Source organism: Acidovorax sp. FG42, from assembly GCF_057809195.1.
In genome coordinates this window covers 94,976-109,414 of the sequence record NZ_JBMDJM010000008.1, presented here as the reverse complement: position 1 = coordinate 109,414, position 14,439 = coordinate 94,976, and the positions used below count along the sequence as shown (strand labels likewise).

11 protein-coding genes are annotated in these 14,439 nt (G+C 67.0%); 3 read left to right on the top strand and 8 right to left on the bottom strand.

What is annotated here, in order from left to right; translation table 11 throughout:
- The first annotated feature begins 181 nt into the window (after positions 1-181).
- Positions 182-2,041 (top strand): M48 family metallopeptidase, encoded by a 1,860-nt coding sequence (locus ACODSM_RS10760; protein ID WP_488805243.1) that lies wholly within the window; start codon positions 182-184, stop codon positions 2,039-2,041.
- 171 nt (positions 2,042-2,212) lie between these two features.
- On the opposite strand, the gene ACODSM_RS10755 is transcribed toward ACODSM_RS10760, so the two are convergent.
- On the bottom strand, positions 2,213-2,836 hold the full coding sequence (locus ACODSM_RS10755) for a VOC family protein (RefSeq protein ID WP_060985565.1): 624 nt from the start codon (positions 2,834-2,836) through the stop codon (positions 2,213-2,215).
- Between the two features lie 309 nt (positions 2,837-3,145).
- On the opposite strand from ACODSM_RS10755, the gene ACODSM_RS10750 reads away from it, so the two are divergent.
- The gene (locus ACODSM_RS10750) at positions 3,146-4,813 is read left to right on the top strand and encodes an ABC-F family ATP-binding cassette domain-containing protein (protein ID WP_488805304.1); all 1,668 of its coding nucleotides are present in this window, start codon (positions 3,146-3,148) and stop codon (positions 4,811-4,813) included.
- Positions 4,814-4,906: 93 nt separating this feature from the next.
- On the opposite strand, the gene ACODSM_RS10745 is transcribed toward ACODSM_RS10750, so the two are convergent.
- The 7 genes from ACODSM_RS10745 to hemC all read right to left on the bottom strand — a co-directional run bounded on the left by ACODSM_RS10745 (position 4,907) and on the right by hemC (position 11,424).
- Complete coding sequence (locus tag ACODSM_RS10745; protein WP_099730932.1) at positions 4,907-5,482, bottom strand: YceI family protein; 576 nt, start codon at positions 5,480-5,482, stop codon at positions 4,907-4,909.
- Positions 5,483-5,569: 87 nt separating this feature from the next.
- Positions 5,570-6,145: a YceI family protein gene (locus ACODSM_RS10740; protein WP_488805242.1), complete on the bottom strand. Its 576-nt coding sequence runs from the start codon at positions 6,143-6,145 to the stop codon at positions 5,570-5,572.
- A gap of 123 nt (positions 6,146-6,268) precedes the next feature.
- Positions 6,269-6,841, bottom strand: coding sequence for a cytochrome b (locus tag ACODSM_RS10735; RefSeq protein WP_291446394.1), 573 nt, complete (start codon positions 6,839-6,841; stop codon positions 6,269-6,271).
- Between the two features lie 415 nt (positions 6,842-7,256).
- The gene (locus tag ACODSM_RS10730) at positions 7,257-8,534 is read right to left on the bottom strand and encodes a heme biosynthesis protein HemY (protein ID WP_476018441.1); all 1,278 of its coding nucleotides are present in this window, start codon (positions 8,532-8,534) and stop codon (positions 7,257-7,259) included.
- A 4-nt stretch (positions 8,535-8,538) separates the two neighbouring features.
- A complete protein-coding gene (locus tag ACODSM_RS10725; protein ID WP_476018440.1) occupies positions 8,539-9,666 on the bottom strand; it encodes a uroporphyrinogen-III C-methyltransferase in 1,128 nt (375 codons plus the stop codon).
- Positions 9,663-10,490: a uroporphyrinogen-III synthase gene (locus ACODSM_RS10720; protein ID WP_476018439.1), complete on the bottom strand. Its 828-nt coding sequence runs from the start codon at positions 10,488-10,490 to the stop codon at positions 9,663-9,665. Before ACODSM_RS10720 ends, ACODSM_RS10725 begins: the two co-directional genes overlap by 4 nt.
- 1 nt (position 10,491) lies before the next feature.
- The gene (hemC, locus tag ACODSM_RS10715; RefSeq protein WP_110960003.1) at positions 10,492-11,424 is read right to left on the bottom strand and encodes a hydroxymethylbilane synthase; all 933 of its coding nucleotides are present in this window, start codon (positions 11,422-11,424) and stop codon (positions 10,492-10,494) included.
- A 128-nt stretch (positions 11,425-11,552) separates the two neighbouring features.
- On the opposite strand from hemC, the gene ppc reads away from it, so the two are divergent.
- A complete protein-coding gene (ppc, locus tag ACODSM_RS10710) occupies positions 11,553-14,342 on the top strand; it encodes a phosphoenolpyruvate carboxylase (protein ID WP_295939500.1) in 2,790 nt (929 codons plus the stop codon).
- Positions 14,343-14,439: the final 97 nt, after the last annotated feature.

The following is a 14,439-nucleotide window of genomic DNA, read 5'->3' as shown; positions in this document are numbered from 1 at the left end:
TTGTCTCGCCTTGTCGTACTACTTGTACTGCCTGCGGCGAAACGCCTAGCCAGGGCCGCTTTGCTGAGTTTTGTTAGCCGCTCTAAGGATCACGATTTACAACAAGGACTGGTGCAGTGGCTTGCGGGGGCGTTCAGCCTTCCGGTGCCACGGAGCCAGGCCGTCACAACCATCCGAACCTATGACGTTTCAATCTGCCTGGCGCCTGGGCCTGGTCAAGGTCTTTGCCTATGCGCTGCTTGCGCTGTTTCTGGTGCCTGTGGTGACCTACGTGTTCACCCGCCATGCCCAGACCGACCAGGACGCCCGTTTTGTCGCCGGCATCAGCCAGCGCATCGATGCCGAAAAGGGCCTGCCCGCCGACGAGAAGCAGGCGCGCAAGGACTATTACCGCAGCAACCCGCCGTCCACCATTTGCAGCAATGCAGACCCCGAGGCCCGCGAATACCGCGAGGCGCTGTGCGACACCTTCTCGGATGTCTGGCAGTTCCACATGGCGCGCAAGCTGTCGCTGTGGACGCTGGTGGCCAGCGCGGCGCTGCTATTGGCGGTGCTGGGGCTGGGGGCGCTGGCGTTTGCCGACCGCACGCTGCAGTACGCGAGCTTTGTGGCGGGCTGGCGCCTGACGTCCTGGGCCAGCGCCACGGCGCTGGTGGTGCAAGGGACGATGGCGGTGTGGCTGTCGTTCTGGGTCACCGCGTTTTTCTTCCACAAGTACTCGCCCAAGCTGGTGCTGTTTGTGGGGTTTGCCGTAGCGGCGGGGGTGCTGGTGGCGGTGGCGGGCATCTTCAAGCGGGTGCACTCCAGCAACCAGGTGGTGGGCGAGCTGGTGGCCGAGGCCGATGCGCCGCTGCTGTGGCAGCGTATCCGCCACCTGGCGCAGCGCCTGAAGACCGAGCCGCCCCGGCACATCGTGGCTGGCATTGATGCCAACTTCTTCGTGACCGAGGCCCCGATCACCGTGGGCCAGCAAACCCTCACGGGCCGCACGCTGTTTGTGAGCCTGCCGCTGCTGCGCATCCTGGACCAGACCGAGGCCGACGCCGTGCTGGGCCATGAACTGGCCCATTTGCGCGGGGGCGACACACGGCGCAGCGCACAGCTGGGGCCCAAGCTGGTGCAGTTTGACCACTACCGCCACGCCATCCGCACGGGCGGGCTGTCGGCCATGGCGTCGCCGCTGCTGGACCTGTACCGCACCATCTTCGAGATCGCCCTGGCCAGCGACAGCCGCGAGCGCGAGTTCAAGGCCGACCGCCTGGCGGCCAAGCTGGTGAGCCCGGCGGCGATTGCACAGTCGTTGGTCAAGATTGCCGCCTACGCCCAGTACCGCTACCGCATCGAGGACGAACTGTTTGGCCGCAACGAGCGGCACGACAACAGCACGCTGGGCATTGCCAGCTTCGTGGCCCAGGGCCTGGCGCCGTACGCGGCATCGCCTGACTTTGTGGATGCGATGAAGACGGCCAATGTGCCGCACCCTTTCGACTCGCACCCCGCCATGCCCGAGCGCCTGCGCAACGTGGGCATGGCCCTGAAAGAGCGTGACTACGGCGCGATTGCCGTGCGTGCGCCCGCCACCACCTGGGTGCAGGAGATATTGACCGCCGACGCCATCGAACAGCGGCTGTGGAGCGCCTACGAGCAGCAGTTTGCCCAGGACCACGAACGCAGCCTGGCCTACCGCTACGAGCCCGCCAACGAGCAGGAGCGAGCCCTGGTGTTGCAGTACTTTCCGCCCGTGGTGTTTGCCCTCAAGGGCGATGCGACGGTGGAGGTGAGCATCGACGGCATCCGCACCTCGGTCGATGAGACCACGGTGTTCTGGGACGCCATCAAGGGTCTGGAATTCAAGGAAAGCAGCTTTGGCAACGCGCTCATCGTGACCCACCCCGAAAAGAACGCCCTGGGCTTGGGCGCCAAGACCAGCAAGATCAAGCTGCCCGGCCTCAAGAAGGACAAGGACCAGTTCAATGCCGTGGTCAGCCACTACTGGCAGCGCCACCAGATCATGCGGGCGCAGCAACAGGCAGCGGGATGAATGCTATATTTTGTATAGCTACTGAGGCAATAGGATGTAGCGCTTCAGCGCTGTAGGGTCAAAAGAATCCCATGCAAGGCGGTGGGATGGCCGTTGGACGGGGCTGCGCACCACAGCCAGTGCAGCCGACCCCGTGGACCGTGGACCGTCGAGGCCTGGGGTCAGGTCGGCTTACTTGCGCACAAACTCCGGCCGGTCGTTTTGCTGGGGCTTGAGCGGCGCATCCACCTTGCCTTCGGCGCGTTCCTTGCGCCATTGCTCCTTGCGCGCCGTCCACTCGCGCAGGCGGGCGTGGGCCACGGTGCTGTCTTTTTCCATCTGCTCGTCGTTGGCCAGCTGGGCCGACAGCTCCAGGCGGATGCCGTTGGGGTCGAAGAAATAGATGCTCTTGAAGATGTGGTGGTCCGTCACGCCCAGCACTTCCACGCCGTGCGCTTCCAGGCGGCGCTTGGTGTTCTCCAGCTCCTGCACGGTGTTAACGCGAAACGCAATGTGGTTGACCCACAGGGGGGTGTTGGGCGAGGGCTCGGCCTTCACGTCGTCGCCCAGGTCGAAAAAGGCGATGAACGAGCCGTCCTGCAGGCGAAAGAAGAAATGGGTGTAGGGGCAGTACTCGCCGGTGCTGGGCACATAGTCGCTCTGGATGATGTGGTACAGCGGCAGGCCCAGGATGTCTTCATAGAACTGGCGCGTTTCCTCGGCGTCGCGGGCCTTGTAGGCGTAGTGGTGCAACTGCTGGATGGGGGCGGGTGCCGGCAGGCTGGCCAGGTCGGTCGGGTTCAGAACGGCGTTCATGCAGAGTCTCCTCAAATCGGTGAACGCAATTCTACTATTCGTAATTGATTTACGTTAAGTTAATTTTCGTCTGTCCGCCGGTGGATTACACTGCGCGTCCCTTTGGTTATTTCCGCCGTCGCGGAGGCCCGACTCCCATGCGCCTGTAAGCCCCTTCCAAGCAGTTCCCCCTGATCGCCCGCACCGGGCGGGGGGTTGTATGTCTTGTACGGAGCGCAGGCTATGCCGACATCCAAGCGAGGGGCTGGGGCCCCTGGCAACCGCCGTGTTGCCGATTCTTTTCCTTCTCCATCGTTTTCTTCTTCGTCCGTGGTACCTGCGCATCCCGATGCGGCAGGCTCCCCGACGGGGCTGCTGCATCTGAGGTTTCAGGATGTCCGCTGGCATCTGCCAGATGGGCAGGCGCTGTGGGACCGCCCGCTGAACGTGGCCGTGGGCCCCGGCCTGACCGGTGTGGTGGGTGCCAATGGCAGCGGCAAAAGTGTTTTTCTGCGGTTGGCGATGGGGCTCTGCCAACCCCATGGCGGGAGCGTTTGGCGTTGCGACGCAATCTTTGCCGTGGCGCAGGATGTCCCGGCAGACCCCGGCTCGACCGTGGCCGATCTCGCGGGCCTGGGACCGGTGCTGCAGGCATTGGCGCGGCTGGACGCGGGGCGGGGCACCGCGGACGACCTGGTGCTTGCCGAGGGCCGTTGGGACTTGCCGGCGCGCTGGACGCGGGCGTTGTCGGCCCTGGGCCTGGCGGGCTTGTCGCCAGGGCATGCGGCGCACCAGCTCAGTGGCGGCGAGCGCATGCGCGTGGCGCTGGCCGGGGCCTTTTTGTCCGGCGCCGACTTGCTGCTGCTGGACGAGCCCACCAACCATCTCGATCGCCCGGCCCGGCGATGGCTCCTGGACGCCCTTGCTCAGTGGGGCGGCGGCGCATTGGTGGCCAGCCACGACCGGGAACTGCTGGCCGGCGTGGGCAGCATCCTGGCGCTGTCACCCGCGGGGCTGCATCGCTACGGCGGAAACTGGGCCCTGTACCAGGACCAGCGCGCGGCCGAAGCCGCAGCGGCCCGCGCTGCACTGGAGCACGCCCGCACCGAGCGCAGCCGGGGTTTGCGGTCGCTGCAGCGTGAGCACGACGCCCAGTCGCGCCGCGCGGCCCGGGGGCGCGAGGAGGGGCGCACTGCCAACCAGGCGTCTGTGCTGCTGGACCGAAAGAAGAACAATGCCCAAGCCCATGCGGGCCGCGAACATGAACGCCAGCAACAGGAGCGCCAGCGGTTAAACGACGCGGTACGCGAAGCGGCCGCCCGCGTGCCGCCGCAGGACTTGCCCACGCTGGTGTTGCCACAGAGCAGGGTGCCAGCGGGCAAGCTGGTGCTCGCGTTCGAGGACGTGCAGGTGCCCCACGCGCCACCGGGCCAGCCACGGCTGGACGGCACCTGGAGCGGCCCCCTGCGCATTGCCGTCACAGGGCCCAACGGTTGCGGCAAAAGCAGCCTGCTGCGGTTGATCGCTTCGCCCGATGAACCGGCGGCTGGCCGCGTTCGTCGCCCCGTGCGTGCGGCCTGGCTCGACCAGCACCATGCGGCGCTGCGGTCTTCGCAGCACGGGGTGCTGCACCACCTGCAATCGCTCCACACGCCGCTGCCCGAGGCCGTGTTGCGCACGCATCTGGCGCAGCTGGGGCTGGGGGCCGACCGGGTGCTGCGTCCCGCCTGCGCGCTCAGTGGCGGTGAGCGCATGAAGGCTGCGCTGGCCTGCGCGCTGTGGTCGGGCGAGCCCGCGCAGATGCTGCTGCTCGACGAGCCCACCAACCATCTGGATGTGGAGGCCACGCAGGCGTTGCAGTCCGCGTTGTTGGCCTTTACTGGCGCGGTGATTGTGGTGTCGCACGACTTGGCGTTCCTGCAGGCCGTGCGCCCTGACAGGGTGTGGGCCTGGCGTCCTACCGGCTGGGATCTGGACGGATCGCTCGGCGATGTCTGAGCGCGCATAAAAAAGCCGCCCGCTGCGCCATGGCAGGGGCGGCTGTGCAGCGCCATGCCGCCGTGGGGCGGCCGCTGTGTTGCTGCGTGTTGTTTACTGCTTCACGGCTTCGATCTGCACCACCAGGCGCACGTTCTTGGGGAAGCCCCATTCCACGCCGTAGTTCATGCCCCACTGGGTGCGGTCGATGGTGGCTTCAAAGTCGCCGCCGCACACTTCGCGCTTGAGCATGGGGCTGTCGTAGCAGTTGAACTGGTTGGCCTTGAGGGTCAAGGGGGCGGTCTTGCCCAGCAGTGTGAGCTGGCCTTCGACGCTGGCGACCTTGTCACCGTTGAAGACGAACTTGCTGGAGACAAACTTCATCGTGGGGTGCTTGGCAGCGTCGAACAGGTCGGCGCTTTGCAGGTGCTTGTCAAACGCGGGGGTGCCCGTGTTCACCGAGGTCACGTCGAACGTGATCTCGGCCTTGCCCGACTTGCCAGCCTTGTCGAGCTGGACGGTGCCTTCCTTCTTGTCGAAGCGGCCGCGGTTCACGGCGGCGCCAAAGTGGCTGATCTCGAACGAGGCAAAGGTGTGCGTCGGGTCGATGGCGTAGTTGGCCGATTGGGCTTGGGCAGCACCGGCGAACAGGGTGGCGGCGGCAGCCAGGGCGAAGAGGGACTTGCGCATGGAAACTCCTGATGGGTCAAAAAGGAAAGGACAAAGGGAAAGGGGAGGCCGCTAGCAGCGGCGGCCAAATGCAAAGGGGCGCAGCGCTCAGAGCTTGCCGATGCCGGTCAGCGCGAGCTTGAACTTGACCTGTACGTCGTCGGCCACCATGGAGGTGTCGGCCCACTCGTTCTCGCCGATCTTGAAGGCCAGCCGCTTGATGGGCAGCGCGCCTGTGGCGGTGGTGGTGGTGCCGTTCTGGGTCAGCGTCACGGGCACCACCACGTTCTGGCTGTTGCCCTTGATGGTGAGCGCACCCGCCACTTCAAACTTGCCGCCGCCCAAGGCCTTGATGCTGGACGACACGAACTGGGCTTGCGGGAACTTGGGCACGTTGAACCAAGCGGGCTTGGGCAGCTCCGCATCGGTCTCGCGCGAGCCCAGCGTGGCGCTGCCGGTGTCCACCGTGAAGGCGATCTTGCTGGTGGCCAGCTTGGCGGGGTCAAACGCGACCTGTGCGCTGAACTTCTTGAACTGGCCTTCGAGCGGCACACCCATCTGGCGGGCGGTGAACTGCACCTCGCTTTGTGTGGGCACCAGTTGCTGCTGGGCCAGGGCGACCTGCGCGCCAGCGGCGAGCGCAGCGCCAATCACGATGCGGGACAGGGTAGTGGACAGTTGCATGCAGAAACTCCGTTCAAATCTCAAAAGGTGAAAGCGGCGGCCGGGGCGCGCATGGGGCCGTGGCCTTTGGGCTGGCAAGGCGCCCGCCTGGCGGGGCGGCGGCGCATGAAGGGCGGAAGCTGGTTATTTCCCCGGCAGCATGCGGTGCAGCAGGCCGTCCCGGTCCACCAGCTGGTGCTTGAGCGCGGCGGCGATGTGCAGCACGGCCAGTGCAGCCAGTGCAAACGCGGTGTACTGGTGCCAGGGCTTGATAGCCTCGGCCAGGTCCTTGCTCACCGGCACAAAGTCGGGTAGCTGCCACAGGCCCAGGAACACGATGGGGAACCCCGCTGCCGAGCTGTAGGCCCAGCCAATCAGGGGCACGGCAAAGAACAGCAGGTACAGCAAATGGTGGGTGCCGTGGTGCGCCAGCTTTTGCCAGCCGGGCATGGTCTTCTCAACCGCCTTGGGCAGCGCCGGGGGGCGGTGCGTGACGCGCCACAGCAGGCGCAGCGCCGACAGCACGAGGATCGTCACGCCAGCCCATTTGTGCCAGTTGTAGAGCTTGAGCCGCTGGGGCGAAAAAGGCAGGTCGGCCATGTATACGCCGACGCCAAACAGCGCGATCAGCGCCAGGCCCAGCACCCAGTGCAACAGCATGGCCGTGCGCGTGTAGCGGCGGGGGGTGTCGAGGGTCGTGGTGGCAGTGGCTGTCATCAGCGAATCAAAAAAGAGCGTGTGAAAAAGAGAGGGAGCGCGGACTGCGAAGGCCACCCCATGGGGCAACACCACAGTCCGGCGATGGGGCAGTGTAGGAAGCGCCGGCGACGATCTGCTTCAGGCAGATTGATGCTTCAGTTCAAATTTATTGAACCGATAGGCCTTGAGCGCTCAAAGTTCCCCAATGCTGTGCACATTTTGTAGCGTAGCCGTGGGGCATGTTGGCACTGCACCGGCGTGGAGCCTGCAGCGCACGCGCTGGTGCATGCGTGCAGCCGGTGAATGCAAGGGGCGGCGGTTGAAAAAGCACAGCGGTGAGGGCCGCTGTGCAGGTGCGGAAGGCGCTACAGCGCCCTTGCGGTGCCTGCCTGGGTAATGGCCTAGGTAATGCCTAGGTAAGGGGCTTGTCGGCTTATCGGGCCAGCGCAGCCTGCTTCCAGGCGCTGGCAGCGGCGGTGTCGTCGCCGCGTTGCTCGGCCAGCTCGGCCAGGTGGCGCCAGGCGCTGGCACGCAACTGAGGATCGCTGAGCTGCTGCGTTGCCTGTGTCAGCAACTGCTGGGCCTTGCCCCACAGCTGCCGCTTGAGGCACGCCATGCCTGCCAAGTACTGCAGGCGCGCGTCGCGCGGGTTGGCCTGCTGGGCCGATTCGATGCGGGCCAGCCAGGGTGCATCAAGCGCATCCAGCCCCGCCTCCAGTGCGCGCACCAACTTGAGGGCGTGTTGCTCGGCCAGGGCATCGGGCAGCTCGACCATGCGGTCCCACACGGGCAGCAGCCAGGCCCGCACCTGCGTGGCATCACCGCCCAGGGCCGCCAGCCGCTGGGCGGCGTGGATGGCCAGTTCGGGCATGTTGCGCTCGCTGGTTTCCAGCGACAGCCAGATCTGCTGCAGCTGGGCGGTGTCGTGGGCGCTGTTGATGAGTTCGGTGGCCAGGCCGCGCACGATGCTCTGCGCCGCATTGGGCGAGAACGCGCGGTGTTTGCCCAGCAGGCGTGCGGTGTCCAGCGCCTCTTGGGTCTGGCGTGCCAGCCGCGTCGCCTTGAGCTTGATGCGTAAGGCCAGGGTGCGGCGGGCAGCCCCCAGGGGCAGGGCTGCCAGGCGGTCGAGCGCTGCAGGGGCATCGCGGTCGTCCAGCGACCAGCGGGCGGCGCGCATCTGGGCGCCTTCGTGCATTTCCTGCTCGTTCACGGAGCCGCGCATGGGGGCTTCCTGCAGTGCGTCCTGCAAGTGGCTTTCGCGCGTGGCGCGGTCTTGCAGGGCGTGGGACGCTTCTGCCGCAATCATGTGGGCCAGCGCGCGCAGCTGCTTGCCGTGGGGCACGGCCTCGCCGCTGGCCTCCAGGGCGTGTTCTTGCGACAGCGCCGCCACAGCGGCCTTGCGCGAGCGGATGAACCGGCCGCCCAGCATGTGGGTCAGCGCGTCGAGCAGCGCGCCATGCATGGCACGCTCTTTTTGTTGCACGCGCCAGCGGCGTGCCTGGTGCGGCAGTTCCAGCAGTGCCGCCAGGGCCCGCAGCGCCGCGTACACGGTGACGAAACCGCCGACCAGCAGCAGCACCACCATGTTGAGCGACAGGTCGATGCGGTAGGGCGGCCAGTACAGGGTGACCGTACCCTGGTTGTTGCCCGCAAACAGCGCGGCCGCAACCGCCACCCCGAACAAGCCCAGAAGCCAAAGTGCTGCGCGCATGGTGTCAACGTCCGGCAGCGGCGGTGGCCAGGGCCGACAGGGTTTCGTCCAGACGCGGCAGCTCGGCCGCCTTCATGCTGGCCTGGGCCTGCTGCAGGGTCGAAGCCACGTTCTGCGTGCGGCGCGATGCGGGGTCGAAATATTTGTTGAGGGCTGCGGTGGCCGCGGCCAGGTCCGAGCGGGCCGACTCGAACTGCCGGGCCAGGATGCCCAGGCGCGCGTTGAGCAGCTTGAACTTGAGGTTTTCGCGCAGGAAGAAGGTCTGCTCGGGGGCCAGCAAGATGGCCTCGGGCTGGTCGATACGGCTCACGCGCACCAGGCTGCGGGCCTCGTCGCGCACCACCTCCCAGCTGCGCTGCAGGGCCGCCTGCCACCACGCCAGGCCCTCGGTGGGGGCGGGGGTGCTGCCGGGCATTGCGGGCCCGGTGGACAGGCGCTTGGTTGAGGCAGCCTGGGCCACGGCATTGAGCACGGGCAGGTCGTCCACCTGGCGCACCAGTTCGTCCAGGCGGGCGAGCAGGCCGGCGGTGTCGGTCACGGTGGCGCGGGTCAGGCGGTCCAGGTCGCGGCCGATGGCGCGCTGCACAGGGGCGAGGCGGGGCTGGGCAGAGCGCTCGATGCGTTGGTTGGCGCTTTTGAGGGCAGCCACCAGGGGCTCCAGGCTGCCGGTGAGCTGGGCCTGCTGTTGCGCCAGACGGATGGCCGACTCAATGTCCACCACGAGGTTTTCATCGCGCGAGCGCGACAGGCTTTGCATGAGTTCTTCGAGCTGGCTGCGCTGCAGGGCGACTTCGCTCACGCGGGCCTCGGCCACCGACAGGCGTGCGGCCGTGTCGCGCACCAATTCTTCGGCCTGGCGGGCCATGGTGCGGGCCTCGATGGCCAGGGCGCCCGAGTCGGCGGACTGCCGGGCCAGTTGTTCCTGGATGGCGCTGAGCTTTTGCCACAGCAGGCCGCTGCTGACCAGTGCGGCCACCGCCACGGTGCCTAGCAGCAAGGTCATGGCGCCGCTCCGGCCGGCGGCGGGTGCTGCGGCCGAGGGGGCCGGGCTCACTGCCGGCGCGCCCACGGCGGCAGCCACAGGGGCTGGAGGGGGCGTGGAGGGCAGATCGTCAGGGGGCGCAGAACTCATGCGGTCGATTCTATCGAGGCCACCACGTCTTCCAGCGCCGGACGGCATTCCCGCACGGTGCCAAAGCCCGCTGCGCGGGCCGCTTCGGCGATGCGCGGGTGGGTGGCCAGCGCATGGGCAGCGCCCCAGTGCTGGACCGGCAGGGCCTCGGCCAGGTGGGCCACCGCCTCCGAACTGCTCAGCAGCCAGACGGAGCCATCACGCGCCGCCTGTTGCGCCAGCGCCACCTCTTGCGCTGTGAAGCGGGGGGCGCCGCGTTGGTAGGCCACCACAAACTCCACCTGACCACCCCGCGCCTCGATCTGCTGGGCCAGCCACTCGCGGCCGTTGCCTTGGGGCGATTCGTGTGCACTCTGGGGTGTGGCGGATCGGCCGCGCACGATCAGCACGCGGTCGCCGGGCTGCACCTGGGGGGCCACCTGCTGCCACAGTGCCTCCGAGTCGAACTGGGGCGCGTCGGGCGCAGGTCCGTCGATGGCACTGCGCGGCACGCCCGCCTGCTCCAGCGCGCGGGCTGTCCCCGGGCCGGGTGCCCATGCTCTTGTTTTTGTAGCTGCCAGGGCATGAACATCTAGCACTACAGGGCGGTTTTGCTCAAAAAAGTGCACCACGGCATTGCCGCTCACAAACATCAGGGCGCGGTAGGTGTCGACGTTGGCGCGGGCCGTGTCCAGCGCCTGCTGCATGGCGGTGTCCGTGCAGGGACCAATCGCAATCAGGGGCAGCGCCACAGCCTGTATGCCGTGTGCGCCCAGTTGCGTGACCCAGTGCGCCGCTTCGCGGGCGGGGCGTGTGACGATGACCCGGGGCGCTGAGGTGCCCATCTCAGGCCGGGGTGATGCCGCGCGCACCCCCAGCACGCAGGCGTTGCGCAATCGCGTCGCCCAGGGCTTCTGCCTGCGCCAGCGTGGTGACCGCGGCGGAGGCCTGGGCGCGCACCAGCGGGGCTTTGTCCTCGGGGTCGCCCCAGGCGGCGTCCAGCTGCAGCACGCCCTGGGTGAAGGTGCCGTGCGCTGCCAGGGGCATCGAGCAGCTGCCGCCCATGGCGCGGCTGACGGCGCGCTCGGCGGCCACGGTCAGCCAGGTGGTCTGGTGCGCCAGCGGCGCCAGCGCGTCGATCAGGTCTTGCCGGTCGCTGCGCACCTCGATGCCCAGCGCGCCCTGGCCTGCCGCGGGCAGCATCGCATTGGGTTCGAAGGTGGTGCGTATCCGGGCTTCCAGCCCCAGGCGCTTGAGGCCTGCGGCCGCCAGCACGATGGCGTCGTACTGGCCTTCGTCCAGCTTGCGCAGGCGGGTGTCGAGGTTGCCGCGCAGGGGCTCGATCTTCAGGTCAGGCCGCAGGGCCTGCAGCAGCACCTGACGGCGCAGGCTCGATGTGCCCACCACGGCACCCTGCGGCAGCGCGTCCAGGTTCTCGTAGCGGGGGGAGACAAAGGCATCGCGCGGGTCTTCGCGCTCCATCACGCAGGCCAGGGCAAAGCCCTCGGGCAGCTCCATGGGCACGTCCTTGAGCGAGTGCACGGCAATGTGGGCGCGGCCTTCTTCCAGCGCCACTTCCAGCTCTTTCACAAACAGGCCCTTGCCGCCCACCTTGCTGAGGGACTTGTCCAGAATCTGGTCGCCCTTGGTGGTCATGCCCAGCAATTGCACGCTGTGGCCCCGGGCTTCGAGCAGCGCTTTGACATGCTCGGCCTGCCACAGTGCAAGGCGACTTTCGCGCGTGGCGATGACGATGGGGGGCGTTGGCGAGGGGCTCAAGTTCGTAACCTGTTTGTAATTATTCGGCGGCGCAGGATGCTAGCATGCGCCCGCACTGGGGCTGGTGCGGCCTGCGGCCATGCGGGCTCCACGCGCCAGGCCATCCCACCCATCCCGGAGACTCCCGCATGAAACGATCCGACAAGGACCAGCCCCTGATTGACGACATCCGCCTGCTGGGCCGCATTCTGGGCGACGTGATCCGTGAACAGGAGGGGGTGGAGGCCTACGAGCTGGTCGAGCAGGTGCGCAAGCTCTCGGTGGCCTTCCGCCGCGACGCCGACCAGGAGGCCGACCGAGCGCTCAAGAAGCTGCTCAAGTCCCTGTCGGGCGACCAGACGGTGAGCGTGATCCGCGCCTTCACCTACTTCAGCCACCTGGCCAACCTGGCCGAAGACCGCCACCATATCCGCCGCCGCGCCGTGCACGAGCGTGCGGGCGACACGCAGGAGGGCAGCATCGAGGTCGCCCTCTCGCGCCTGCGCTGGGCTGGCATCGCGCCCAAGACCATTTCGCAAACGCTGGCCGGTAGCTACGTGGCGCCCGTGCTGACCGCCCACCCTACCGAAGTGCAGCGCAAGAGCATTCTGGACGCCGAGCGCGACATCGCCCAGTTGCTCGCCACGCGCGACGACATCCAGGTGCGCGCCCAGCTCTACAACAGTGCCAAGGATGCGCTCACCCCGCGCGAGCTGGCCGCCAACGAAGCCCTGCTGCGTGCCCGCGTGGCCCAGCTGTGGCAAACGCGCTTGCTGCGCTACAGCAAGCTCACCGTGGCCGACGAAATCGAAAACGCGCTGTCGTATTACGAAGCCACCTTTCTGCGCGAGATCCCCAAGATCTACGCGGACCTGGAAAACGAGCTGGGCCAGTACCCGGTGCACAGCTTCTTGCGCATGGGCCAGTGGATTGGTGGGGACCGCGACGGCAACCCCAATGTGACGGCGCAAACCCTGCAATACGCCCTGAGCCGCCAGGCCGAAGTGGCCCTGCGCCACTACCTGACCGAGGTGCACTACCTGGGCGGCGAGCTGTCGCTGTCGGCCCGCCTGGTGCAGGTTTCGGCCGAGATGGAGGCCCTGGCCCAGCGTTCGCCCGACACCAACGAGCACCGCGTGGACGAGCCCTACCGCCGTGCGCTCACGGGCATCTATGCGCGCCTGGCCGCATCGCTGAAAGACCTGACCGGTGGCGAAGCCGCGCGCCATGCTGTGGCGCCACAAAACGCCTACGCCAGCGCCGAAGAGTTCCTGGCCGACCTGCGCGTGATCGAAGCGTCACTAAAGTCCCACCATGGCGAGGCGCTGGCCGCAGAGCGCCTGCACCCGCTGATCCGCGCCGTGCAGGTGTTTGGCTTCCATTTGGCCACGGTGGATTTGCGCCAAAGCTCCGACAAACACGAAGAGGTGGTGGCCGAGCTGCTGGCCAAGGCGCGCATCGAACCCAACTACGCCAGCCTGCAAGAAGCCGCCAAGCGCGCCCTGTTGATCAAGCTGCTGAACGACGCGCGCCCGCTGCGCGTGGTGGGCGCTGAATATTCGGCTCACGCCCAGGGCGAGCTGGCCATCTTTGAAACCGCCCGCGTGATGCGTGAGCGCTTTGGGCATGAGGCGATTCGCCACTACATCATCAGCCATACCGAGACGGTGAGCGACCTGCTGGAGGTGTTGCTGCTGCAAAAGGAAGTGGGGCTGATGAACGGGACCTTGGACACCGAGTCCAAGAACCACCTCATCGTGGTGCCGCTGTTCGAAACCATCGAAGATCTGCGCAATGCCGCGCCCATCATGCGCGAGTTCTATGCGCTGCCCGGCGTGGCAGCCCTGGTGCAGCGCAGCGGTGGTGAGCAGGACATCATGCTGGGCTACAGCGACAGCAACAAGGACGGCGGCATCTTCACCAGCAACTGGGAGCTGTACCGCGCCGAGATCGCCCTCGTCGAACTCTTCGACGAACTCGCCACCAGCCATGGCATCCAGCTGCGCATGTTCCATGGCCGGGGCGGCACCGTGGGCCGGGGCGGTGGTCCCAGCTACCAGGCCATCCTGGCCCAGCCCCCCGGTACCGTGCGCGGGCAGATCCGTCTGACGGAGCAGGGCGAGGTCATTGCGTCGAAATACGCCAACCCCGAAATCGGCCGGCGCAACCTCGAAACATTGGTCGCCGCTACGCTCGAAGCCACCCTGCTGCAGCCCACCAAGCCCGCGACCAAGGCCTTTCTCGACGCCGCCGCGCAGCTCTCGCTGGCCAGCATGGGCAGCTACCGTGCGCTGGTGTACGAAACGCCAGGCTTCACCGACTACTTCTTCAACTCCACCCCCATCCGCGAGATCGCCGAACTCAACATCGGCTCGCGCCCTGCATCGCGCAAGGCCAGCCAGAAGATCGAAGATCTGCGCGCCATTCCCTGGGGCTTCAGCTGGGGCCAGTGCCGCCTCACGCTGCCCGGCTGGTTTGGTTTTGGCTCGGCGGTAGAGGCTTTCATCAACACCGAAGGCAAGGACCCCAAGGCCCAGCTGGCGCTGCTGCAGAAGATGTACCGCCAATGGCCGTTCTTCCGCACGCTGTTGTCCAACATGGACATGGTGCTGGCCAAGAGCGACCTGGCCTTGGCCTCACGCTACAGCGAACTGGTGACCGACGCGCGTCTGCGCAAAAAGGTGTTCACCAGCATCGAGGCCGAGTGGCACCGCACGGCCGATGCGCTGACCCGCATCACGGGCGACAAGCAGCGCCTGACGCACAACACGGCGCTGGCGCGGTCCATCAAGCACCGCTTCCCCTACATCGATCCGCTGCACCACTTGCAGGTCGAGCTGGTGCGCCGCTGGCGTGCAGGGCAGGGCGACGAGCGGGTGCAGACCGGGATTCACATCTCCATCAACGGTATTGCGGCGGGGCTGCGCAATACGGGCTGATCGGACCGCAAAGCAGTCCAGTCTTCGCCTCTGGACCTGCTGCCTGCGCGGCGCGATCCCATAACAAAAAGGGCTCCCCATGGGAGCCCCGTTTATT

Excerpts from the sequence above, each read along its gene's own strand:
- ACODSM_RS10760 (WP_488805243.1), top strand. The coding sequence starts at position 182 with ATGACGTTTCAATCTGCCTGGCGCCTGGGCCTGGTCAAGGTCTTTGCC.
- ACODSM_RS10755 (WP_060985565.1), bottom strand. The coding sequence starts at position 2,836 with ATGAACGCCGTTCTGAACCCGACCGACCTGGCCAGCCTGCCGGCACCC.
- ACODSM_RS10745 (WP_099730932.1), bottom strand. The coding sequence starts at position 5,482 with ATGCGCAAGTCCCTCTTCGCCCTGGCTGCCGCCGCCACCCTGTTCGCC.
- ACODSM_RS10740 (WP_488805242.1), bottom strand. The coding sequence starts at position 6,145 with ATGCAACTGTCCACTACCCTGTCCCGCATCGTGATTGGCGCTGCGCTC.
- ACODSM_RS10735 (WP_291446394.1), bottom strand. The coding sequence starts at position 6,841 with ATGACAGCCACTGCCACCACGACCCTCGACACCCCCCGCCGCTACACG.
- ACODSM_RS10730 (WP_476018441.1), bottom strand. The coding sequence starts at position 8,534 with ATGCGCGCAGCACTTTGGCTTCTGGGCTTGTTCGGGGTGGCGGTTGCG.
- ACODSM_RS10725 (WP_476018440.1), bottom strand. The coding sequence starts at position 9,666 with ATGAGTTCTGCGCCCCCTGACGATCTGCCCTCCACGCCCCCTCCAGCC.
- ACODSM_RS10720 (WP_476018439.1), bottom strand. The coding sequence starts at position 10,490 with ATGGGCACCTCAGCGCCCCGGGTCATCGTCACACGCCCCGCCCGCGAA.
- ppc (WP_295939500.1), top strand. The coding sequence starts at position 11,553 with ATGAAACGATCCGACAAGGACCAGCCCCTGATTGACGACATCCGCCTG.